This window comes from Streptomyces swartbergensis, assembly GCF_002148965.1.
Lineage (GTDB): Bacteria > Actinomycetota > Actinomycetes > Streptomycetales > Streptomycetaceae > Streptomyces > Streptomyces swartbergensis.
In genome coordinates this window covers 1-22,459 of sequence record NZ_NGFN01000117.1, presented here as the reverse complement: position 1 = coordinate 22,459, position 22,459 = coordinate 1, and the positions used below count along the sequence as shown (strand labels likewise).

Here is a 22,459-nt window from a genome sequence, read left to right as displayed (position 1 = left end):
GTGGCCGGGCGGGCGGCTGTGAGGCCGAGGGCCGCGGCCCCGGTCAGCGCGGTGCGCAGGAGAGTGCGGCGGACGGTGCCGCCTGTGGTCGGCCGTGGACCGGCGAAGGGGTGCGGTTCAGGGCCGGCGCCTCTGTGGGCGGTGGCAGATGAGTTCACGACCAGAACGTATGCCCGAATCCTGGCCCGGTCGCGATCCTTGCCGTTTCATGGTGAGAGTTGGGTAAGTGATGTTCTTACCTTGAACGGTCTTTGACGATCCCTCAGGAAAACCGGTCTGCCGAAAGCCGTTCGGAAAGACGTTCTGGAAAGACGTTCAGGAAAGAGGCAGGACGCCCCCGGGCCGGCCGGCCCGGGGGCGTCCTGTCAGGCAGGTGTGATCAGACCAGGTCGAACCGGTCCAGGTTCATGACCTTGACCCACGCCGCGACGAAGTCGTTCACGAACTTCTCCTTCGCGTCGTCGCTCGCGTAGACCTCGGCGAGCGCCCGCAGCTCGGAGTTCGAGCCGAAGACCAGGTCGGCGCGGCTGCCGGCCCACTTGACCTCGCCCGTGGCGGCGTCGCGGCCCTCGAACGTGGTCTGGTCCTCCGAGGTCGCCTTCCACGTCGTGCCCAGGTCGAGCAGGTTGACGAAGAAGTCGTTGGTCAGCGAACCGGGCGTCTTCGTCAGCACGCCGAGCTGGGACTGCTGGTAGTTGGCGCCCAGCACCCGCAGGCCACCGACCAGGACGGTCATCTCGGGAGCGCTCAGGGTCAGCAGGTTCGCCTTGTCGAGCAGCAGGTACTCGGCCGGCAGGCGGGTGCCCTTGCCGAGGTAGTTGCGGAACCCGTCGGCGGTCGGCTCGAGCGCCTCGAAGGACTCGACGTCGGTGTGCTCCTCCGTCGCGTCCACACGGCCCGCGGCGAAGGGAACCTCCACCTGGAAGCCGGCTTCCTTGGCGGCCTTCTCGACGGCGGCGGAGCCGCCGAGGACGATCAGGTCGGCCAGGGAGACCTTCTTGGCACCGGAGCCGGAGTTGAACTCCTGCTGGATGCCTTCCAGGACGCGCAGGACCTGGGCCAGCTCGTCGGGCTCGTTGACCTCCCAGCCGCGCTGCGGCTCCAGGCGGATACGGGCGCCGTTGGCACCGCCGCGCTTGTCGCTGCCGCGGAACGTGGACGCCGAGGCCCAGGCGGTGGACACCAGCTGCGAGACGGACAGACCCGACTCCAGGAGCTTGGTCTTGAGGACCGCGATGTCTCCGTCGTCGATGGGCTCGCCCTCGGCCTCGGGCAGCGGGTCCTGCCAGAGCAGGGTCTCCTCCGGGACCTCCGGGCCGAGGTAGAGCGACTTCGGGCCCATGTCACGGTGGGTCAGCTTGAACCAGGCGCGGGCGAAGGCGTCCGCGAACTCCTGCGGGTTCTCGTAGAACCGGCGGGAGATCGGCTCGTAGATCGGGTCGAAGCGCAGCGCCAGGTCGGTGGTGAGCATCTTCGGACGGTGCTTCTTCGAGGAGTCGTGCGCGTCCGGGACGATCTCCGGGGCGTCCTTCGCCACCCACTGGTGGGCGCCGGCCGGGCTCTGCTCCAGCTCGTACTCGAACTCGAAGAGGTTCTTGAAGAACCCGTTGCTCCACTGGGTCGGCGTCGAGGTCCAGGTGACCTCCAGGCCGGAGGTGATGGCGTCGCCGCCCTTGCCCGTGCCGTAGGTGCTCCGCCAGCCCAGGCCCTGCTCCTCCATGGAGGCGGCCTCGGGGTCGGCGCCCACGTGGTCGGCCGGGCCGGCACCGTGGGTCTTGCCGAAGGTGTGGCCACCGGCGATCAGGGCGACGGTCTCCTCGTCGTTCATCGCCATGCGGCGGAACGTCTCACGGATGTCGCGGGCCGCGGCGAGCGGGTCCGGGTTGCCGTTCGGGCCCTCGGGGTTGACGTAGATGAGGCCCATCTGGACGGCGCCGAGCGGGTTCTCCAGCTCGCGGTCGCCGGTGTAGCGCTTGTCGTCGAGCCAGGTGGTCTCGGGGCCCCAGTAGACGTCCTCCTCGGGCTCCCAGACGTCCTCGCGGCCGCCGGCGAAGCCGAAGGTCTCGAAGCCCATCTGCTCCAGGGCGACGTTGCCGGTGAGGATCATGAGGTCGGCCCAGGAGATGGACTGGCCGTACTTCTTCTTGACCGGCCACAGCAGACGGCGGGCCTTGTCGAGGTTGCCGTTGTCCGGCCAGCTGTTGAGCGGCGCGAAACGCTGCTGGCCGGCGCCGGCGCCGCCGCGGCCGTCGCTGATGCGGTAGGTGCCCGCGCTGTGCCAGGCCATACGGACCATCAGGGGCCCGTAGTGCCCGAAGTCGGCGGGCCACCAGTCCTGCGAGGTGGTCAGCACCTCGGCGATGTCCCGCTTCACGGCCGCGAGGTCGAGGGACTGGAACGCCTCGGCGTAGTCGAACTCCCCACCGAGGGGGTTGGCCACCTCGGGGTTCTTGGCGAGGATCTTCAGGTTGAGGCGCTCCGGCCACCACTGACGGTTGCCGCCGCCCTGGGTCGGGTGCAGGGCGCGGCCGTGCGCCACAGGGCAGCCGCCGCTCGTCTCCTCCTGCTTCGCGTCGGTGACGATCGCGTCGTGGTTCTCAGTCATGGAAATCCTTCCGGACGGGGTGGATCGCGTGCTCGGGTGGATCGCGGTGCTCGGGTGGATCACGTGCTCAGGAACTGCGGGCGGTGGAGCAGGCGGGGCACAGGCCCCAGTAGATGACCTCGGCCTCGTCGACGGCGAAGCCGCGGTCGTCGGACGCGGTCAGGCAGGGGGCGTGGCCGACCGCGCAGTCGACGTCGGCGACGGCCCCGCAGGACCGGCACACGAGGTGGTGGTGGTTGTCGCCGACCCGTCCCTCGTAGAGGGCCGGGCTGCCGGGTGGTTCGAGGCGGCGTATGAGTCCGGCCGCGGTGAGTGCGTGGAGCCCTTCGTACACGGCTTGGACGGAGATGTGGCCGACGCGGCCGCGCACCTCGGAGGCGATCGCCTCGGCGCCGAGGTGGTCACCGTCCCGCACGGCCTCGAGCAGTGCGACGCGGGCGGCCGTCACTCTCAGGCCGGCACCGCGCAGCTCCTCGGCGGTGGTCGGGGTCCGGGATGCGGTCATGGCGGACAACCTATCCGCACAAACACGAGTGATTCAAGAAAACGAACGGTTCAATTTTGGTGTCGCGCAGGTGCGGCCGGGCATGGCGCGTGCGCGGCTTGGCGTGGCGCCCTTTTTGGCGCACTGTGAGCTCCGTCACAGCATGGGTGATCGAGCTTCGGTGCGGTGGCGGGATGGTGTCAGCCGTACCCGTGTCGTGCCAGCACCGCCCGTGCCGTTTCGGCCATGGCGTCGTCGACCATCCGGCCCACGAAGGCGGGGGCGCCGATGCCGACGCGCTGGGCCGATTCCATGACCCGACACGACGGCGGCCTGCAAGGCAAACCCGCCCGGGCTCAACTCCCCCGCGGAGCACGGCAGGAGGGCACCGCCCGCCCGCCTACCGGTCGTCCGATGAGGTCAGGCGTTCGAGCTGGGCGGCGGCCGTCGCGGCCCTGCGGTCGGCTTCGCGGACGCGGCGGTCGGCCGTGCGTGCCCGTTCCCGGGCCGACCGCTCGGCGAAGCGGGCCTGCTGGTGTTCCTCCCTGGTGCGTGCCAGTTCCTCGGTGAGTTCGCCGACGCGCTGCTGGAGGCGGTCCACCTGCTGTTTCGCCTCCTCCGCAGCCCGGCCCGCGGCCGCCGCCTCGTCCTTCAGCGCCCGCAGCTCCCGGTCGGCGGCCTCGGCGTCCCGCCGGGCCTGGGCGAGCCGTCGCCGCTGTTGCTCGTCGGCCTTCCGGTCCGGACGGGAGGGGGCCGTCGCGGCGGAGGGGCGACGCTGTGTCGTGGCTCTCTCCGTGACGGCGCCCTGCCTGACGGCGCTCGTCGCGGCGGCGCTCTGTCCGACGGCCGGGAAGCCGACGGCGGCACTGAGCGGCTTGGCGAGCCGGCCGCTCGCCCATGCCTCGGCGGCCTCCGGATCGGCCAGGACGGCGTGCAGGGTGTTCTCGACCTCGCGCTGCACGCCTTCGCCGATCGGATGGCCGGCCTCCGCGGCGAGCTGCCGGGCCTGAGCGGACAGGGCGCGGATGAGCGCGTGCTGCTGCCGGCTCAGTTCGCGCAGTTGTGTGCGGTCCAGCGACTGGTGGGCGTGCCGCAGGCCTTCGCCCAGACGGAGCAGGGGCTCGACATCGCCGGGCCGGCTGCGGACCAGGAGGTTGCTGGCCCAGGCGGCGAGGCTGGGTTTGCGCAACGTGCCGATCCGCTCGGCCAGTTCACGGTCACCGGCCGTGCGGGCGGCGGCCACGGCCGAGGAGCGGGCGGCGGTGAACTCCTCCGGCCGCAGGGCGTACAGCTCGTCGGCCACAGCGTCGAAGTCCATGAGCGTCCCTTTCGCATGGAGGCGCTGTTCCGATCATCCCAGGCAAGGCCGCGAAGGGCTCGTGGAGCGCGGCGTTCCGGCGAGGCAGAACACTTCGGAGGCACCCCGTTCATGATCCAGAAATCGACGGTTTAACATATGAGCGCCGCCTAGCTCGAAAGATGGATCTGTGACTGTCAACGACGACTCGTTCACCAACTGGAAGAACCGCGAGGAGATCGCGGAGTCGATGATCCCGATCATCGGGAAGCTGCACCGGGAGCGGGACGTGACCGTCCTGCTGCACAGCCGCTCCCTGGTGAACAAGTCGGTGGTCAGCATCCTCAAGACCCACCGGTTCGCCCGGCAGATCGCCGGTGCGGAGCTCTCGGTCACCGAGACGCTGCCCTTCCTGCAGACCCTGGCCGAGCTCGACCTCGGGCCGTCCCAGATCGACATCGGCATGCTCGCCGCGACGTACCGCGAGGACGACCGCGGCCTGTCCGTCGCCGAGTTCACCGCCGAGGCCGTCGCCGGTGCCACCGGAGCCAACAAGATCGAGCGCCGTGAGGGACGCGACGTCGTCCTCTACGGGTTCGGCCGCATCGGCCGGCTCGTCGCCCGGCTGCTCATCGAGAAGTCCGGCTCGGGCAACGGTCTGCGGTTGCGGGCCATCGTCGTGCGCGGCGGAGGCGAGCAGGACATCGTCAAGCGCGCCTCGCTGCTGCGCCGGGACTCCATCCACGGCCAGTTCCAGGGCACGATCACCGTCGACGAGGCGACCAGCACGATCGTCGCCAACGGCAACGCGATCAAGGTCATCTACGCGAACGACCCGTCCGAGGTGGACTACACGGCGTACGGCATCAAGGACGCCATCCTCATCGACAACACCGGCAAGTGGCGCGACCGCGAGGGCCTGTCCACGCACCTGCGCCCCGGCATCGACAAGGTCGTGCTGACCGCGCCCGGCAAGGGCGACGTCCCGAACATCGTGCACGGCGTCAACCACGACACCATCAAGCCGGACGAGCGGATCCTGTCCTGCGCCTCGTGCACCACGAACGCGATCGTGCCGCCCCTGAAGGCGATGGACGACGAGTTCGGGGTCCAGCGCGGCCACGTGGAGACCGTTCACTCGTTCACCAACGACCAGAACCTGCTGGACAATTACCACAAGTCCGAGCGCCGGGGGCGTTCCGCGCCACTCAACATGGTCATCACCGAGACGGGTGCCGCCTCCGCCGTCGCCAAGGCGCTCCCCGACCTCAAGGCGAAGATCACCGGCAGCTCCATCCGGGTCCCGGTGCCGGACGTCTCGATCGCGATCCTCAACCTCCAGCTCGCGCGCGAGACCACCCGCCAGGAGGTTCTCGACTACCTGCGCGAGGTGTCCCTGACCTCGCCGCTGAAGCGCCAGATCGACTTCATCAGCGCCCCCGACGCGGTCTCCAGCGACTTCATCGGCTCGCGCCACGCCTCGATCGTCGACGCCGGCGCCACCAAGGTCGAGGGCGACAACGCCATCCTCTACCTTTGGTACGACAACGAGTTCGGCTACTCCTGCCAGGTCATCCGTGTCGTGCAGCACGTGTCCGGGGTGGAGTACCCGACGTACCCGGCTCCGGCGGTCTGAGCCCTGGGGACGACGCGGGGCGTGTCCGGCTGGCACGCCCCGCGTTCTCCTGCGTCAGGAGCGGGTCAGCTCGATCCTGTACTGCCGTGTCTTCGAGCCGTCCTCGCTGCTCACGGTCACGACGGCCACGCGTGATGTCTCCTCGCGGACGGTCACGCCCGCGTACGGGTCGCGCGGCGTGGCGGTGACCTTCGCCCGGTCCGGGCGGTCGATGGTCACCCGGTAGCCGGTCCGGTCCGGGTCGAAGTCGCCGATCGCCACGCCGTCCACCTCGATCGACGCGGCGGCGGCGTCCGCGGAGGCACCCGGTGTCCTGGCGAAGAGCTCGATCTCCCCGAGGGTGATGTAGCCGCCCGGCCGGGCCGTCATGACCACGCGTACCCCGGTCACCGGGCCGGAGGCGCGCACCGGGACGTCGGCGACGGGCGTGCCCTCGGTGCCGACGGGCACGGTTTCGCTCGCGTCGGTCCAAGTGCCGTCGGCCGCGCGCACCTGCACCTTGAGGGACTCCGCGAAGCTGACGTTGGTGCCGTCGCGGTGGAAGTGGGTCACCACCCGGGTCAGATCACGTGCCTCGGGCAGGGTGAAGGTGATGGTGTCGGACGGGTTCTTGGTGCCGGACCTCCAGTTCGACCAGGCCTTCTCGGACGTGTTTCCGTTGCGCAGGCCCTCGGCCGAGTACCCGCTCTCGGTGTATGTCGCGCCGATCGTCACGCCCTCGTCGGGCGCGGCGTTCTTCTCCCGGGGTGCGGTGACCTGGACGCGTACGGTCGCCTCCGCCCCGGTACCTCCGGGGACGTGGGCGGTGCCGCGCAGGGTCACCACTCCGGCGTCGTCGAACGCGCCGTCGGGTGCGGGGTCCCAGGTGACCGGGAGCTCGGCGGTTCCGCCGTGCCGTCCGACGCCGGTGACGGTGGCGGGCAGGCCGGGCCGTCCGCCGGTGTAGGTCTTGGCGCGGGCCGGGAGGGTGGAGGCGATGGTGTCCACGGTGACGACGGCCTCGGCGCGGACGGTCCGTCCGAGGGCGTCGGTCGCCCTGCCCTTCACCCGTACGGTTCCGGGCTTGCTCCAGCGCGCCTCGGAGGGCAGCGTCCACTGCACGGGCAGGGCGCCCCGGGCGCCGTCCCGGAAGACGGGCGTCACGGTGCCGGGCAGTTCGGGCGCGCGGCCGGGGACGGTGAACGCCTTGGCCGGCTGCGTCCGCAGCACCGTCTCGTCGGTCACGGCCCAGCGCTGGTTCGCGCTGGAAGTGGGAAGGAAGGCCGACACGCGGGCGCCGTCCGCCGTCGACTGTCCGACGACGTCGAGCAGCCGGCCCGTGGCGGCGTTGACGAAGGTCCAGGTGCCGTCCCCGGTGGTCGACATGATCCACTGAGCGGCCGGTGTGTCGGCGTCCTCCAGGACGGCGTCGTCGTCCCGAACGGCGAGGCGTTCGCCCGTCTCCGCGTTCAGGAGGGCGTAGCGGTCACGGTTGCCGTCGCCGCGGGTCAGCCGTTTCACGGACCAGAGCTGGGACTTGGCGGCCGGGTCGGGCGTACGGACGACGACGCCGTTGCCGTCGGCGGACGGGGCCAGGGACTTGCCGCTCTGGGCTCCCTGGAGGCGGTAGACGTGGCCGGGCTGGACGAGCGCGGCGTCCTTCACGGTGCCGGACACGCCGTCGACGAGGAGGGTGGTGACCGACTTCGCCGGGACGGTCACTGTGGCGGAGTCGTCCTTCACCCGCACCGGTGTGCCGCGGACGAGTGCTCCGTCGGCGCTGGTCACCACGGGCATGACAGTGGCGCCGGGGGCGACGCGCTTGAACCGCGAGAGGTCCAGGGTGACGGCGCGCGGGGTCGTGCCGCTGTTGACGTGCACGACGGTCGCCCCGCGGCCGGACTTGCGGACGGCGGCCACGCTGGAGGGGTCGTCGGCCTTGACGAAGTGGTCGCCGGGCCGGATGTGGTGGGTGAAGTTGCGCAGGGTGTGAAACTTGGTGTTGGCCTTGATCGGGCAGGTCTCCAGGGTGTCCTTGGCCGTGCAGTTGAACGGGATGTGGATGCTGCCCCAGTTCTTGCCCGCCTGCGCCTGCGGAATCGAGTCCTCGACGGGCTGCCACAACACCCAGGCGGACGGCTCCAGTTCACGGATGTCGTCGACGACCCGGGTGGCGATGCCGAGCCCCGGTTCCATGCCGGTGAAGTCGGTGCCGGTCCCCCAGGTGCCCTCGACCTCGCTCATCCAGAACGGCTTGTCCGCGGCCTTGGCGCTGTCCCGGGCGCTGGTGCGCATGCCGGTGCCGTACGTGTGCACGTTGAGCTGGTCGACGGCGGCGCGGGCGGAGCTGTCGTAGGCGTTCCAGTTGCGGACGAAGGTGCTCGGGTTGGTCTCGTCCATCGCGGAGATCGTCGCGCGGGTTCTCGACTTCTCCAGGGCGCGGTGCAGGGCCAGGACGACCTTCTGCTGGAGTTCCGGGCCGGCGTGCGCGCCCTCCTGGCGGCCGCCGGTGGGCTGTCCGTCGGGGCCGATCTGGGTGCCCCAGTAGTTGGTGTTGGGCTCGTTGAGCGGGGCGAGGGTGTCGAACTTGATGCGGTGCTTCTTCTCCAGCTGCTCGGTCACCTTGACCAGGTAGGTGGCGAAGTCGTCGACGCGGTCGGCCCGTATCTGGTCGGTGTTGGCGTCGAAGCCGCCCGAGACGTAGCCGCTGACGGTCTGGAACCAGGGCGGGGAGTTGCTGAACGCCTCCCAGCGGGTCACCTTCTTCTTGACGCGGTCCACCCACCAGCGCTGTCCCGGGTCGGCGGACCAGTCCCAGTGGTCGGGGTTGTCGGGGTTCCACCAGTCGGTGTCCTCCCTGGTGGTGCCCTCGGGGGCCTTCCAGAAGCCGTCCATCGTCGCGCCGGTCTTCATGTAGTCCTTGCGGACGTCCGGGGCGTTGCCGCCGCCGATGTTGTAGCGCGCGATGTTGAGACGGAGGCCGTCCTCACCGAACAGCATGTCGGCGAGCTTCTGCCGGATGGGTTCCGGGTAGCGGCCGGTGATGTTGGCGAACCAGACGAGGCTGGTCCCCCACCCTTCGAACTCCTGCTGCCGGTAGGACGGGTCGATCCGTACCGTGACCGCGCTGCCGGGCGGTTCGGCGGCAGCGGCTGGAGGTGCGGTCACGAGTCCCGCACCGAGAACCAGGGGGACGCCGACCGCCAATGTCCGGGCGAGGCGATGTCTGCTGGACATGAATTCCCTTCGAGAGCGAACAGAACCGCGCAGAACCAATCGAGTTTCCCGAATGTTTTAGGACGGCAATCAACACGTCAAGAGGTGGGACGAGTTGGGAACCGACGCACACCCCTTGACGCGCTCCGCCTCGCCAGCCCAATAATGATCGTCCATGCATCGTCCACATATCTAAACGACGTTCTCTGTTGTGTACGCGAGCGAAACGCGGAGGCGCAGTGACCGGTTCAGGCTTATCCCGCAGTCGTCCGATCGTCGCGTCCCTCGCCGTCCTGCTCGCCGCCTCCGGCTGCTCGGTGGCCGGCGCCGACCCCATCGGGGGCGGCCCGGACACCCTGCGCATCGTCCTGCCCGAGGAACCGCCGACGCTCGAACCCTGTGACGCCTCGCTGACCGCGACGGGCCGGGTGACAAGGGCCAACATCACGGAGGCGCTCACCGAGCGCGATCCGTCCAGCGGACGCCTGGAGCCCGCCCTCGCCACCAAGTGGGCCCGGGAATCGGCCACTTCGTGGACCTTCACCCTCCGCAGGGGTGTCACCTTCCACGACGGTTCGCCGTTCACGGCGGCCGCGGCGGCGTTCTCCGTCAAGCGCGCCACGGACTCGGGGATCGACTGCAACGTCGACGGCTACATCTTCGCCGACAGCGAGCTCACCGCCACGCCCGTCGACGACACCACGCTCCGGGTCACCACGGCGAAACCCGACCCGATCCTGCCGCTGCGCCTGTGCTTCGTCGAGATCGTGCCGACGAGCACCGACCCCGACTCCCGCGTGCGCGAGCCGGTCGGCACGGGGCCCTACCGGATCGACGAGTGGAACCAGGGCCGGTATCTGCGGCTCAAGCGCTTCCCCGGCTACTGGGGCAAGGCCCCCGACTTCGCCGCCGCCACCTATGTCTGGCGCGCCGAGGGCAGTGTGCGCGCGGCGATGGTGACGAACAGCGAGGCGGATGTCGCGATCGGGCTGGCGCCGGAGGACGGGGCGGGCGACCGGGCCGTCGAGTTCGCCACCAACGAGGTCTCGTACCTGCGGATGGACGCCACCAAGCCGCCCCTGGACGACATTCGCGTCCGGCAGGCCGTCAACTACGCCATCGACCGGGAGGGTCTGGTCACGGCGGTCTTCGCCGGCCGGCCCACCGGTCAGCTCGTGGCGAAGGGCGTCACCGGCCACAACCCGCGCCTCCGGCCGTGGCCCTACGACCCGGAACGCGCCCGGGAACTCGTCGCCGAGGCCCGCGCCGACGGAGTCCGCACCGACACCACCCTCACCATCATCGGCCGCAACGGCATCTACCCGAAGGCCGCCGAGGCGATGGAGGTCGTCCAGGACGGCCTGATCAAGGCCGGGTTGAAGGTCAGGATCAAGATGCTCGACGTCAACGCCTGGCTGGAGTACCTGCTGCGCCCCTTCCCCGCCGGCGACACCGGCCCCACCCTGCTCCAGGCGCAGCACGGCAACCAGGCGGGGGACGCCGCGTTCACGATGGCGCAGATCTACGGCAGCGAGGGCGCCCAGAGCAGCTACGGCACCGACGCGCTCGACACGCTCATCGAACAGGCCGAGCTCGCCTCGGGCGCGAAACGGCAGAAGGCGTTCGCGGACGCGTTCGCCCACCAGAACGACAAGGTCGTACGGGACGCCGTCATGGCCAACATGACCGGCCTGCTGGCCCTCTCCCCCAAGGTCCGCTACCGCCCCGACCCGTCCACCAACGACGAGATGCGGCTCGCCGACATGCGGCGCGCGGACTGAGGGAGGACATCACGTGCTGACCCTGCTGCGCCGCCGCGCCGTCTCCAGCGTCATCCCGCTGCTGGTCGTGGTCCTCGGCGTGTTCTTCCTGGCCCGCCTCACCGGCGACCCCGCCAACCTGTACCTGCCGCTGAGCGCGACGCCCGAGATGCGGGCCGAGTTCGCCGCCCGCAACGGCCTGGACGACCCGCTGATCAGCCAGTTCGGCGACTATCTCGCCCAGGTCACCCACCTCGACTTCGGCGAGTCGCTGCGCACCGCCCAGCCGGCCGGCGAGGCCGTCCTGCGGGCCTTCCCCGCCACCCTCCAGCTCGCCGGCTGGACGATGCTGCTCGCCATCGTGGGCGCCGTGGTCGTCGGTAGTCTGGCGGCCTACCGCCCGAACTCGGCGACCGATCGGATCGCGAGCTTCCTGTCCTCCACGGCGGCCAGCGTCCCCGACTTCTGGATCGCCATCATGGGCGTGCTGGTCTTCGCGGTCACACTGGGCTGGCTGCCCACCTCCGGCACGAGCGGTGCGGCGGCGTGGGTGCTGCCGGTGGTCACGCTGCTGATCCGCCCGTTCGGCGTGCTGGTGCAGGTGGTGCGGGGCGCCATGGTCTCGGCGCTGTCCGCCCCGTACGTGAAGGTGGCGCGCGCCAAGGGGGCCTCCGAGCTCCGGGTGGTCTTCGGGCACGCCCTGCGCAACGCGGCCGCACCGGCGCTGACCGTCGCGGGCGACCTGGCCGTGGGGCTGGTCAACGGGGCCGTCGTCGTCGAGACGATCTTCGGCTGGCCCGGGATCGGCAAGCTCATGATCGACTCGGTGCTCCAGCGCGACTTCGCGGTGCTTCAGGCGGCGGTGCTCCTGACCGCTCTGGCGATCTTCGCCCTCAACATCCTGGTGGACCTCTGCCACGCGCTTCTCGACCCGCGGGTACGGCAGCGGGCGGCGGCATGAGCCAAGGACGGGACATGCTTCAGAAGGCCACATCCGAGACGGGCGGTACGACCGTACGGCGCCGGTGGTTCACCCTGCTGCTCCGCGACCGGTTCGCCTGCGCGGCGGCCCTCGTCCTGGTCCTGGTCGCGCTGTGCGCCGTCCTGGGACCGCTGCTGGCCGGGGACCTGGCGACTCGTCAGAATCTGCGCGCCCCGGGCCGGCCCCCGTTCAGTCTCGACCACGGCTGGGCCTTCGTCCTCGGCAGCGACTCCCTCGGCCGGCCCGTCGCCGCGCGGCTGCTGACCGCGGCCGGGACGACACTCGCCGTGGCGGTGCCCGCCGTGCTGTGCTCGCTGGTCGTCGGCTCGGTGTGGGGTATGTGGGCGGGGTATCACGGCGGTTGGCGCGAGAACGTGTCGCTGCGGGTGGCCGACGTGATCCTCAGCTTCCCCTCACTGTTGCTGGCCGTGGTGGTGCTGTACGTCTTCTCGCCGAGTGCGGCGAGCATCGTGCTGGTGCTGGCCGTCGCACGGATCCCCGTGTATCTGCGCACGGCCCGGGCCGAGGCGGCGGAGTTGCGCAGCCGGCTGTTCGTGGACGCGGCCCGTACGTTCGGCACCGGCGGTTGGGCGACCATACGGCGGCATGTCGCGCCGAGTGTGCTGCCGACGCTGCTCACCGTCGCCGCGCTCGACTTCTGCTTCGTGATGCTGGCCGAGTCGTCGCTGAGCTTCCTCGGCATCGGCATCCAACCGCCGGATGTCAGCTGGGGGTTGATGGTGGCCCAGGGGCGGCAGGAGTTGCAGAGCGCGTGGTGGATCGCGCTCTTCCCGGGGCTCGCGATCGTCCTCACGACCGTCTCGGCGACCGTTCTCGCCTCCTGGGCCCGGATGACGACCGACCCGGGGCAGCGGTGGCGGGAGGGGGTTCGGCGCAGTGGGTGGCGTGCTCGGTGGTCGCGCGGGGCGAGCGCGGACCCGGCGGCTCGTGAGGGTGCCGTCACCGATCCGGACACGAACGCCGATCCTGACACGACCGCTGGGCCGGACACGACCGCCGATCCCGACACAACCGCCGGGCCGGACACGAACGCCGATCCTGACACAACCGCCGAGCCGGACACGATCGTCGCTCCCCGCGGCAGCCGGCCCATCGGCCCCGAACAGCCCACGCCGGCCGACGTTTTGGTCGTGGACGACCTGTCCGTCGACGTCCACACCCCGGCCGGGCCCGTCCACGTCGTCCGCCGGGTCGGCTTCTCCGTGCGGTCGGGCGAGACACTGGCGCTGCTGGGCGAGTCGGGCTGCGGCAAGAGCATGACCGCACACGCCGTCGCCGGCCTGCTCGACCCGGTCGCGGAGGTGGTGGGCGGGCAGGTGCGCCTCGACGGCGAGGATCTGCTCGGGCTCGGAGCGCGGGCCAGACGCCGGCTGGCCGGCCCCGGTGTGGCCATGGTCTTCCAGGACGCGCTCAGCGCGCTCAACCCCGTCCTCACGGTCGGCACCCAGCTCGCCGAGCCGTTCCGCATCCACGAGAGCGTGTCCCGGCGCGCGGCGAGGGCCAGGGCGGTGGAGCTGATGGAACGCGTGGGCATTCCGGAGGCCCGCTCCCGGGCGGACGCCTATCCGCACCAGTTCTCGGGAGGGATGCGTCAGCGCCTGCTGATCGCGACGGCGGTCGCCCTGCGGCCGAGGGTCCTGATCGCCGACGAGCCCACGACGGCCCTGGACGTCACCGTGCAGGCGCAGATCATGGACCTCCTCGGCGAGTTGCGCGGCGAACAGCGGACGGCACTCGTCCTCATCACGCACGACCTCGGGCTCGCCGCCGAGCACGCGGACCGGGTCGCCGTCATGTACGCGGGGACGGTGGTGGAGACCGGGCCGGTCGCCGAGGTGTTCGGCAAGCCTCATCACCCCTACCCCCGGGGCCTGTTGGCGTCGGTGCCGGCCGAGCAGCACCGGGGCTCCCGGCTGAACTCCATCCCGGGGAGCCCGCCGGACCCGGGTGCGGTGCCGGCCGGCTGTGCCTTCCGTACGCGCTGTCCCATGGCCCGGGAGCGTTGTGCCACCCACCGTCCGGCGCTGACCGGCACCGGGGTCGGCCGGGCCGCCGCCTGCCACTTCGGGAAGGAGCTGGCCGATGCCTGAGCACGGGCCACTGCTGGAGGCCACCGGGCTGGCCAAGAGCTTCACGGTCCGGCGGACCGTGCGAGGCGGCACCCGGCTGCGGGCACTGGACGGGGTGGACCTGACCCTGGGGCGCGGGGAGACCCTGGGCCTGGTCGGTGAGTCCGGCTGCGGCAAGTCCACGCTGGCCAGGGTCCTCCTGCGGCTGGAACGGCCCGACGCGGGCACCGTGCGGTACGAGGGAGTCGACCCCTTCACGTTGTCGGGTGCGGAGCTGCTCGCCTGGCGCCGGAAGGTGCAGATGGTGTTCCAGGACCCGTTCGGCTCGCTCAATCCCCGTCTGTGCGCGGCGGATCTGATCGGCGAGCCGTGGCTGACCCACCGCGGCCTCGTCCCCGCGTCGCAGCGGGCGGCACGTGTGGCCGAGCTGCTGGAGATGGTCGGCCTGCGCGCGTCGGACGCGAGCCGTCACCCGCACGAGTTCTCCGGAGGACAGCGGCAGCGGATCGGGATCGCCCGCGCCCTGGCACTGGAGCCGGAGGTGATCGTCTGCGACGAACCCGTCTCCGCGCTGGATCTGTCGGTGCAGGCGCAGGTGCTCAACCTCCTGTGCGACCTGCGGGACGAGCTGGGACTGTCGTACGTGTTCATCTCGCACGACCTGTCCGTGGTGCGGCACCTCGCCGACCGGGTCGCCGTGATGTACCTGGGCAAGATCATGGAGACGGGCCAGACGGAGGAGGTCTACGAGCGGCCGAGCCACCCGTACACCGAGGCGCTGCTGTCGGCGGCCCCCTCCCCCGTGGTCGGCGGCGGACGCAAACGGCAGCGCATCCTGCTCACCGGTGAGATCCCCTCACCGGCCGACCCGCCGTCCGGATGCCGGTTCCGGACCCGGTGCCGGCAGGCACGGGACCTGTGCGCCGAGGCGGTCCCCACGCCTCCGCCCCGGGGGCCCGTCCACGGGGCGGCATGCCATTTCCCGTTGGAGGAGACACCGCCGGTGGCTGTCTGACGGGCGGTGTCAGTCGATGGCACCAGCAGGAAGTCCTGATCCAGCCGGGTTCGCGGCCGTCGATCGGGCGGATGTTCCGACGCCCGACGGGCGTCGGACCTTCGTCCGCGCGCGTGTGGCAGTCCGAGCGGGACTCGGGCGAGGCGTGGGCCCTGGTCGGGTTCGCCGGGCTCGTTCTTCAGAACGCCGTCTTCGCCGGGGTCGTCGCGGTCCGGCTGGCGCTCGCGTCGACGGCCGCGGACGGGGTCGGCGCCGACACGAGCCTCTGGGCGCTGCACGACGCCCTGTTCACCCTCAACGGCACCTTCCTGGCGCTCGCACTCATCGGCCTGTCCGTCGGCGGCCTGCGCGGCGGGCTGATCCGGCCGTGGCACGGCAGGTGGGGACTGGTGGCGGCGGTGCTGCTGTTGTGTTCGGCCGTGCTCGCCCCGCTGGTCATCGACCACTCCGGTCCGCTCGGTCTGCTCGGCCTCGTCGGCCGGCTGATGTGGGTGGTGTGGATCGTCGTGTACGGCGTGGTCCTGATGCGTCGGGCACCGCAGTCGCCAACGGCGCGTCGACCGGCGGCCGTTCGGTCCATGGGGTCCAGTCGGGTCGGCTGACGCGTCAGTGGCAGCACCCGTCGGCCGGCTGGGGACCGGACGCCGTGTTCAGGCGGCAGAAGCAGGACGCCTGGATCGGGACGTCGGCCAGTGCGGTCGCCATCTTGAGCTGCTGGGCCACGAGAGCCGCCTCGGCGGTCTTGCCCGTCCGGAGCAGGCACTCGTGGAAGCCGTGCAGGGACCAGACGTTGCCAGGGTGCTGGAGGGGGCGGGGCAGGGTGGCGTCGAGGCCGAGGTCCGCGCGGTAGACCGCCTCGGCCTCCATCACCCGGCCCTGTTCCAGCAGCAGGGCGCCGTAAGCGTGGCGAGTGGGCTGCATCCAGCCCCAGGGCTCGTCGTAGGGAAGGTTGTCGTCCAGCTCGATGGAGCGTTCCAGGGCGGCGAAGGCGAGGTCGTGGTTGCCCTTGCGGTATTCGAGCTCTCCGTCCAGCATGGCCGCGGCGATGGCGAGGATGTCGCGGCAGGTGTTGTTGAACAGCATCCGCGACTCGGGCACCCGGCGCACCGCCGCGCGGAAGAGCTCGCGCTCGGCCTGCGCCCGGCCGACCTCCCCGGTGGCCGAGAGGGCGACGCCCCGGGCGTAGTGCCGCATGGCGGTGGTCACCGAGTACAACTCCGGGTCGGCGGGGGCGGGCAGGGCGAGGATGTCGGCCCAGCGGCCGAAGCGGATCAGTACGTGGACACGCATGGCCAGGAAGCCTTCGAGCCAGTCGGCCATCGGGGGGCTCTGCACGCGGAGCAGCTCTTCGGGGATGGCGGCTTCCAGCTCGGCGGCGGTGTCGAGGGCGACCTGTGCCTGGCCGAGGAACATGGCCCCGTAGATCTTGAAGTGGTGGTTGTGCGCCCGGTAGAGGGTGTAGAAGTTCATCGCGCCGGCCTGCCGGTGGTACTTCTCGTCGGCGGCGATCGCGGCGCTGTTGGCCGCGACGACCTGGCGGTAGTCCCCGCACAGGACGTCGAGGTGCGAGGGCATGTGGAGCAGGTGCCCGGCGTCGGGGACGATGCCGCGCAGCCGGTCGGCGACGGTGAGAGCCTGCTCCGGTGTCGGGGACATCTCCATCAGGTGGATGTACAGGTGCAGAACCCCGGGGTGCCGAGCGCCGGCGTCGGTCCCGAGCGCGCCTTCCAGCACGGCCTTGGCCTCCGAGGTCCGTGCGCCCTCGGCCGGCTGACCGGTGGTCAGGTCCCACAGCTGCCAGGGGGTGAGGTTCATCAGCGCGTCGGCGTGCAGGGTGGCGATGTCCGGGTCGTCGGGCGCCAGTTCGTAGACCGCGCGCATCGCGTCCGCGTAGGGCTCGTTCCACACCGAGCAGTCCTCGACGGCCTCCGGCTGCGGGTAGCGGGCCCGCAGCGCGCCGATCAGGGCCTGCTCGACCGGGGTGGCCCGGGCGGCCTTCTCATGGGCCCGTTCCACGGCGGCGTGCGTACGCTCCACCGTCCGCGCCAGTTCCTCGCCGTCGAAGAATTCCCAGGGCTTGTTGTAGTTCGGGCCCAGCGCGTAGGCGATACCCCAATACGCCATCGCGCACTCAGGATCGGCCTCGGCCGCCTTTTCGAAGCAGGCGACGGCTTCCTCGTGATGGAAGGCGTACGTCCACACCAGGCCGCGGTCGAACCAGAGTTGGGCCTCGGCGGAGGACGTGGTGACGGGACGGCGGTGCGTGCCGAGGTTGTAATAGTCGCCCATGGGTTTCTCCTGGGAAAACGGCAGGAAGCCGTGAGAATAGCGGTTACGGACGCGCCCTCGACTTCTCGATCGATTCTCTTATTTCCAGATTAGCGCTTTGCATATCGGTAAAGTGCGGCGATGCAGCTTCCCGCGTACTGGATACCGAGGCCTTCGGCCCGACTGGACCGCCGGACGAGGACGTGCTTCGACCGGCTCCTGGACACAGCGCTGGATCACGGCCCCGACCGGCCCCTGGACTACCGGCTGGCCGCTCCCAAGTGGCAGTTCCTGTGCCATGTCGCCGACCGGGCGGACGTGGTCCTCCACGGCACGGGCGATCCGGGCATCCGGCGATTCGAACCGCGCCGGCCCGCCGACCCGCTCGATTTCAGCAGCCGGCACGCGGTCTTCGCGGCCACGGACGGAATCTGGCCGATGTTCTACGCGGTCCTGGACCGTGACCGTCAGCCGGGAACAAGGACCTGCAACGCCTGCGTCCGGGTCGGTGACGCCACCGGCCGGCTCGGTGAGCCCCACTACTTCTTCTCCGTCACCCGAACGGCACTCGCCCGGCGGCCGTGGCGCACCGGCACGGTGTACCTCCTGCCCGCCACCGGCTTCGAGCGCCAGCCCCCGATCCCCACGGCCGACGGCACGGTACGGGTCGCCCAGGCGGCGAGCGGCACACCGGTGGAGCCCGTCGCCCGGCTCCAGGTGCAGCCCGCCGACTTCCCGATCCTCCACCGGGTCCACGGCCACGACGACGCCGTACTCGCCGCACGCGCCGCCGCCGACCCCGAGGGTTTCCCCTGGTTCGAGGGCTGACACCGGGCATTGTTGAGAACATGACTGACTTCCCGAGCTTTCCGCCCGGCTTCGTGTTCGGGGCCGCGACCGCCTCGTACCAGATCGAGGGGGCGGTGCAGGAGGACGGACGCGGGCCGTCCATCTGGGACACCTACAGCCACACCCCCGGCCTGGTGGCGAACGGCGACACCGGTGACGTCGCGTGCGACCACTACCACCGCTATCCGCAGGACGTGGCACTGCTGCGGGAACTGGGCGTGGACTCCTACCGGTTCTCGATCGCCTGGCCCCGCATCGTCCCGGAGGGGACCGGCCCGGTGAACCCCAAGGGGCTGGACTTCTACTCGCGACTGGTCGACGAACTGCTGGCGGCCGGCATCGAGCCCGCCGCCACGCTCTACCACTGGGATCTGCCGCAGGCCCTGGAGGACGGCGGCGGCTGGCGGGTGCGGGAGACCGCCGAGCGGTTCGCCGAGTACGCGGCCGTCGTCGCCGGGCACCTGGGCGACCGGGTGCCGCGCTGGATCACCCTCAACGAGCCGTGGTGCAGCGCCTTCCTCGGCTACTCCGTCGGTCGGCACGCCCCGGGCGCCCGCGAGGGCCGGGGCGCGCTGGCCGCCGCCCACCACCTGCTGGTCGGGCACGGCCTGGCCGTACGGGCGCTGCGGGCGACCGGAGTACGCGAGGTGGGCGTCACTCTCAACCTCGACCACAACCTCCCCGCCACGGACTCCCCCACCGACCGGGCGGCCGTAACCCGTGCCGACACGCAGCACAACCTGGTGTGGACCGAGCCGATCCTGGCGGGCCGCTACCCGGCCACCGAGGAGGAGACCTGGGGCGAGCTGATCACCGGCCAGGACTTCCGGCGAGACGGCGACCTGGAGCTGATCTCCCAGCCGCTGGACTTCCTCGGCGTCAACTACTACCGGCCGACCGTCGTGGCCGACGCCCCGTACCGCGAGAGCGACCCGGCGCAGCGGGTGGCAACCGACAACCGGTACGCGGAGGTGCCCATGCCCGGCGTGCGGCGCACCGCCATGGGCTGGGCCGTGGCGCCCCACACCTTCACCGCTCTGCTCATGGGGCTCAAGGAGCGGTACGGCGACGCCCTGCCGCCCCTCCACATCACCGAGAACGGCTCGGCGGAGGACGACGAGGTGAGCCCCGACGGGGCCGTCCACGACAGCGACCGGGTCGCCTATCTGCGCGACCATCTCACCGCGCTGCGGACCGCGATGGACGCCGGCGTGGACGTGCGGGGCTACTACGTGTGGTCGCTTCTCGACAACTTCGAGTGGGCCTTCGGCTACGGCAAGCGCTTCGGGATCGTCCGTGTCGACTACGCCACGCAGCGGCGGACACCGAAGGACAGCTACCACTGGTACCGGTCGATGATCGCCGCGCAGCGGCGGTGACGGCCCGGTTCAGACGCAGGTCAGGAGCTCAGGAGCCAGGGCCTTGATCATGGTGTTGGTCCAGCGGAGCTGCCGGAGCGTCTGCGGGTGGCAGTCGGTGACCAGCGCCAGGGCCGCTCGTCCCGGGTGGCCTGCGCCGCCTGGGCGAGCATCTCCCAGCGGAGGGAGTTCCGAGCTCTCCTTGAGCGCCTCGGCGGCCGTCGCCGCGCACAGCCGGGTGTTGCCGTCCAGGTGGCTGGTGCCGATGCCGGCGCGGGCGAGGACGGCCAGGGCGTGCCCACACTGCGTCACGGAGGACGATCATCCGGTCGTTCGATCGTGGGCACCTTCGCCACTGGGCTGGCAGCGGCCAACTCCCGCTCCCTAGGATGGACTTCCTGTCCAGCCAGTCCGTTGGCGCGGCACCACGCAGGGGGAACGATGAACTCCGAGAAGCAGTTGTCCACCGAGATCGACGCRAACGTGCCGACGGCAGCGCGCATGTACGACTACTACCTGGGCGGCAAGGACAACTACGCTGCCGACCGTGCCGCGTGCGAGGAACTCGACAAGGTCGTGCCCAGCACGCGCCGCCTGGCGCTGAACAACCGGCGCTTCCTCCAGCGGGTCGTGCGGACCCTCTCCGAGGAGTACGGCATCCGCCAGTACCTCGACCACGGATCAGGCCTGCCGACGCAGGACAACGTGCACCAGGTCGCCCAGCGCATCGACCCCACGACCCACGTGGTGTACGTCGACAACGACCCGATGGTGCTGGTCCACGGCCGTGCGCTGCTGGAGCAGGACGAGCGCACGAGCGTCATCCACGCGGACATGCGCGAGACAGACCTGATCTTCGACCACCCCGACACCAAGCGGCTGATCGACTTCTCCGAGCCGGTGTGCGTGCTCTTCAACTCGGTGTTCCACTGCATCCCGGACAGCGACACCGACGGGCCGCTCGCGGTGGCCCGCCGCGTGCGGGAGCGGCTCGCGCCCGGCAGTTTCATGGTGATGTGCCAGCTGGTCAGCGAGGACCCGAAGGTTCGTGACTTCGTCACGAACTTCATGGACCAGGCGACCCAGGGGCACTGGGGCCGCGTGCGCGAGGAGAAGGACGTCGCCGCCTACTTCGAGGGTCTGGAGATCCTGGAGCCGGGGCTGGTGGAGGTGTCCACGTGGCGTCCCGACACCGAGGTGGCGCCCCGTCAGCTCAGCCACGAGTGGATCGAGTTCGGCGGCGTGGGGCGGATTCCCCTGGAACAGTGACCCGGGTGCGCAGAGATGGCTCAGGTGCCTCGCGCGGGACGCAGGTCGTCCCGCGCGAGGCACTCGTACGTCACGAGTAGCGCTGCTCCATTGTCGTACGCAGCAGCTCCAGGGAGTCCCGGGGCTTGAGCGCCTCGTCCGCGAGGCGGTCCAGCGCGATCCGGTACTCCTCCGTCTCGTCGAGGTCCTCCAGGAAGTTCGCGCTCTTGATGTGCTCCAGGTAGACCACGTCGGGGAGATCGAGACCGCCGAAGCGCAGATATGTGACGGGGATGGCCGGCGCGGAGGCGTTCGTGACGTTCAGCGGGACGATCTGCAGCGTCACGTTGGGGCGTTCGGCCATCTCGACGAGGTGCGCGAGCTGCTCCCGCATCACCTCGATGCTGCCCAGGACGCGCAGCAGCACGGACTCGTCGATGACCGCCCACAGCTGCGGGGCGTCCGGCCGGAACAGCAACCGCGCCCGGTGCCGTCGGAGTTCGACACGCCGCTCCACCTCGCCGGCCGGCGCGTTCGGCAGGCCACGCTCCACCACGGCCCTGGTGTAGGCGGGTGTCTGCAACAGGCCGGGCACGTACTGGATCTCGAAGGTTCGGATGGTGGCGGCGGCCTCCTGGAGTCCCACCAGCCGGTCGAACCACTCGGGCATCAGCCGCTTGTCGTACCGCTGCCACCAGCCCGGCTCGCCGGCGCGCTGCAACAGTTTGAGCAGCACCGAGGCCTCGTAGTCGTCGGTGCCGTACAGCCGGAGCAGCGCGCGGACGTCGTTCTCCGTCGGGGGGCGGCGGCCTTTGCCGGACTCGATGCGGGACAGCTTCGCGACACTGAAGCCGACAGCGCGCGCCGCCTGGTCCTGGGCGAGCCCGGCGTCCTCACGGAAGCCTGCCAGCTGTACCCCGACCAGCATCTTCAGCAGAGTCGGCGCCGGCTCGGGCCTGTCCAGGTAGGGTTCCAGACGGGAGATGCGATGCGACGCGGCGGACATCCTGACTCCCAGCAGACCGGCACAAGGGCGATTTACACTATCGCACTCTGTCGGCCTCCCCGCATCCCCCAAAGAAGCCCCACGCAAGTGGGGAGTTGAGCTCCACATCACATAGCGGGCTTCACGGCATGCGGACTTCAGAGCGTGCGGTCTTCACGGCATGCGATCTTCACGGCATGCGGTCTTCACAGCAGGTGGTCGAACTCGCCGTCCTTCGCCCCAGCCACGAACGCCGCCACCTCCGCCGCCGTGTAGACGAGCGCGGGCCCGTCGGGGTCACGGGAGTTGCGCATCGCAATCTCGCCGTCGACGAGAGGGGCGACTTCGACGCAGTTGCCCTCGGCGTTGCTGTGCCGGCTCTTGATCCAGCAGGCGTCCAACGAGCTTGCCTGCACTCCGTTCTGCACTGGTGGCACCGCGGTCTCCTCGCTGTTCTCGTTCGCGTCCCGGCTCGTGTACCCAACGCGGCTTGATTGTCACGCAATTTCTCGTGCAATTGCACGGGGGCGCCGTCAGCGTGGATAATAGCTGCGGCGTCAACCCCTTTGCTGGCGCCGCGTTCTGACCTCGCATCGGGGAGATGCCGTGTCATCAGCTGCGCARCACATGCTCCGGCCGCCCAGTGAGGCTGCGGCGCACGCAGGCGCGCCCGGCACGAGCACCGGA

17 protein-coding genes are annotated in these 22,459 nt (G+C 70.6%); 9 read left to right on the top strand and 8 right to left on the bottom strand.

Features of this window, described 5'->3' with window-relative positions; translation table 11 throughout:
- Window positions 1-379: 379 nt before the first annotated feature.
- The 3 genes from katG to CA983_RS19920 form a co-directional block, all read right to left on the bottom strand.
- On the bottom strand, window positions 380-2,605 hold the full coding sequence (gene katG / locus CA983_RS19930; RefSeq protein WP_086602262.1) for a catalase/peroxidase HPI: 2,226 nt from the start codon (window positions 2,603-2,605) through the stop codon (window positions 380-382).
- Between the two features lie 67 nt (window positions 2,606-2,672).
- Complete coding sequence (locus CA983_RS19925; RefSeq protein ID WP_086602261.1) at window positions 2,673-3,110, bottom strand: Fur family transcriptional regulator; 438 nt, start codon at window positions 3,108-3,110, stop codon at window positions 2,673-2,675.
- Between the two features lie 379 nt (window positions 3,111-3,489).
- Entirely contained in the window at window positions 3,490-4,407 is a 918-nt protein-coding gene (locus CA983_RS19920; protein ID WP_086602260.1) for a hypothetical protein, read from the bottom strand.
- A gap of 169 nt (window positions 4,408-4,576) precedes the next feature.
- On the opposite strand from CA983_RS19920, the gene CA983_RS19915 reads away from it, so the two are divergent.
- Window positions 4,577-6,022 (top strand): glyceraldehyde-3-phosphate dehydrogenase, encoded by a 1,446-nt coding sequence (locus tag CA983_RS19915; protein ID WP_086602259.1) that lies wholly within the window; start codon window positions 4,577-4,579, stop codon window positions 6,020-6,022.
- 54 nt (window positions 6,023-6,076) lie between these two features.
- Here the strand turns inward: CA983_RS19915 and CA983_RS19910 are convergent, their stop codons facing one another.
- Window positions 6,077-9,238 (bottom strand): RICIN domain-containing protein, encoded by a 3,162-nt coding sequence (locus CA983_RS19910; protein ID WP_086602258.1) that lies wholly within the window; start codon window positions 9,236-9,238, stop codon window positions 6,077-6,079.
- 218 nt (window positions 9,239-9,456) lie between these two features.
- On the opposite strand from CA983_RS19910, the gene CA983_RS19905 reads away from it, so the two are divergent.
- The 5 genes from CA983_RS19905 (at window position 9,457) to CA983_RS19885 (ending at window position 15,666) form a co-directional block, all read left to right on the top strand.
- Window positions 9,457-10,998: an ABC transporter substrate-binding protein gene (locus CA983_RS19905; protein WP_086602257.1), complete on the top strand. Its 1,542-nt coding sequence runs from the start codon at window positions 9,457-9,459 to the stop codon at window positions 10,996-10,998.
- Between the two features lie 13 nt (window positions 10,999-11,011).
- A complete protein-coding gene (locus tag CA983_RS19900; protein WP_086602256.1) occupies window positions 11,012-11,938 on the top strand; it encodes an ABC transporter permease in 927 nt (308 codons plus the stop codon).
- A gap of 14 nt (window positions 11,939-11,952) precedes the next feature.
- Window positions 11,953-14,070: a dipeptide/oligopeptide/nickel ABC transporter permease/ATP-binding protein gene (locus CA983_RS47940; protein ID WP_244207011.1), complete on the top strand. Its 2,118-nt coding sequence runs from the start codon at window positions 11,953-11,955 to the stop codon at window positions 14,068-14,070.
- Window positions 14,063-15,064 carry an ABC transporter ATP-binding protein gene (locus CA983_RS19890; RefSeq protein WP_086602255.1) on the top strand — a complete coding sequence of 334 codons (1,002 nt, stop codon included), beginning with the start codon at window positions 14,063-14,065 and terminating at the stop codon, window positions 15,062-15,064. The genes CA983_RS47940 and CA983_RS19890 overlap by 8 nt, the downstream gene beginning before the upstream one ends.
- Before the next feature lie 71 nt (window positions 15,065-15,135).
- Window positions 15,136-15,666, top strand: coding sequence for a DUF4386 family protein (locus CA983_RS19885; protein WP_208636991.1), 531 nt, complete (start codon window positions 15,136-15,138; stop codon window positions 15,664-15,666).
- 4 nt (window positions 15,667-15,670) lie between these two features.
- On the opposite strand, the gene CA983_RS19880 is transcribed toward CA983_RS19885, so the two are convergent.
- Window positions 15,671-17,353 carry a hypothetical protein gene (locus CA983_RS19880; protein ID WP_086602254.1) on the bottom strand — a complete coding sequence of 561 codons (1,683 nt, stop codon included), beginning with the start codon at window positions 17,351-17,353 and terminating at the stop codon, window positions 15,671-15,673.
- Window positions 17,354-17,473: 120 nt separating this feature from the next.
- Between CA983_RS19880 and CA983_RS19875 the strand changes: the two genes are divergently transcribed.
- The gene (locus CA983_RS19875) at window positions 17,474-18,160 is read left to right on the top strand and encodes a hypothetical protein (protein ID WP_086602253.1); all 687 of its coding nucleotides are present in this window, start codon (window positions 17,474-17,476) and stop codon (window positions 18,158-18,160) included.
- A 20-nt stretch (window positions 18,161-18,180) separates the two neighbouring features.
- Window positions 18,181-19,560 (top strand): GH1 family beta-glucosidase, encoded by a 1,380-nt coding sequence (locus CA983_RS19870; RefSeq protein ID WP_086602252.1) that lies wholly within the window; start codon window positions 18,181-18,183, stop codon window positions 19,558-19,560.
- A 9-nt stretch (window positions 19,561-19,569) separates the two neighbouring features.
- On the opposite strand, the gene CA983_RS46755 is transcribed toward CA983_RS19870, so the two are convergent.
- Window positions 19,570-19,851, bottom strand: coding sequence for a hypothetical protein (locus CA983_RS46755; protein ID WP_167407412.1), 282 nt, complete (start codon window positions 19,849-19,851; stop codon window positions 19,570-19,572).
- 129 nt (window positions 19,852-19,980) lie between these two features.
- Between CA983_RS46755 and CA983_RS19860 the strand changes: the two genes are divergently transcribed.
- On the top strand, window positions 19,981-20,808 hold the full coding sequence (locus CA983_RS19860; RefSeq protein WP_086602251.1) for an SAM-dependent methyltransferase: 828 nt from the start codon (window positions 19,981-19,983) through the stop codon (window positions 20,806-20,808).
- 70 nt (window positions 20,809-20,878) lie between these two features.
- On the opposite strand, the gene CA983_RS19855 is transcribed toward CA983_RS19860, so the two are convergent.
- Both CA983_RS19855 and CA983_RS19850 read right to left on the bottom strand, forming a co-directional pair.
- The gene (locus CA983_RS19855) at window positions 20,879-21,793 is read right to left on the bottom strand and encodes a helix-turn-helix domain-containing protein (RefSeq protein ID WP_086602250.1); all 915 of its coding nucleotides are present in this window, start codon (window positions 21,791-21,793) and stop codon (window positions 20,879-20,881) included.
- Between the two features lie 185 nt (window positions 21,794-21,978).
- A complete protein-coding gene (locus tag CA983_RS19850) occupies window positions 21,979-22,209 on the bottom strand; it encodes a DUF397 domain-containing protein (RefSeq protein WP_086602249.1) in 231 nt (76 codons plus the stop codon).
- Window positions 22,210-22,459 lie beyond the last annotated feature (250 nt).

Coding starts and splice junctions, on each gene's coding strand:
- katG (WP_086602262.1), bottom strand. CDS start 2,605: ATGACTGAGAACCACGACGCGATCGTCACCGACGCGAAGCAGGAGGAG.
- CA983_RS19925 (WP_086602261.1), bottom strand. CDS start 3,110: ATGACCGCATCCCGGACCCCGACCACCGCCGAGGAGCTGCGCGGTGCC.
- CA983_RS19920 (WP_086602260.1), bottom strand. CDS start 4,407: ATGGACTTCGACGCTGTGGCCGACGAGCTGTACGCCCTGCGGCCGGAG.
- CA983_RS19910 (WP_086602258.1), bottom strand. CDS start 9,238: ATGTCCAGCAGACATCGCCTCGCCCGGACATTGGCGGTCGGCGTCCCC.
- CA983_RS47940 (WP_244207011.1), top strand. CDS start 11,953: ATGCTTCAGAAGGCCACATCCGAGACGGGCGGTACGACCGTACGGCGC.
- CA983_RS19890 (WP_086602255.1), top strand. CDS start 14,063: ATGCCTGAGCACGGGCCACTGCTGGAGGCCACCGGGCTGGCCAAGAGC.
- CA983_RS19885 (WP_208636991.1), top strand. CDS start 15,136: ATGTTCCGACGCCCGACGGGCGTCGGACCTTCGTCCGCGCGCGTGTGG.
- CA983_RS19880 (WP_086602254.1), bottom strand. CDS start 17,353: ATGGGCGACTATTACAACCTCGGCACGCACCGCCGTCCCGTCACCACG.
- CA983_RS19875 (WP_086602253.1), top strand. CDS start 17,474: ATGCAGCTTCCCGCGTACTGGATACCGAGGCCTTCGGCCCGACTGGAC.
- CA983_RS19870 (WP_086602252.1), top strand. CDS start 18,181: ATGACTGACTTCCCGAGCTTTCCGCCCGGCTTCGTGTTCGGGGCCGCG.
- CA983_RS19855 (WP_086602250.1), bottom strand. CDS start 21,793: ATGTCCGCCGCGTCGCATCGCATCTCCCGTCTGGAACCCTACCTGGAC.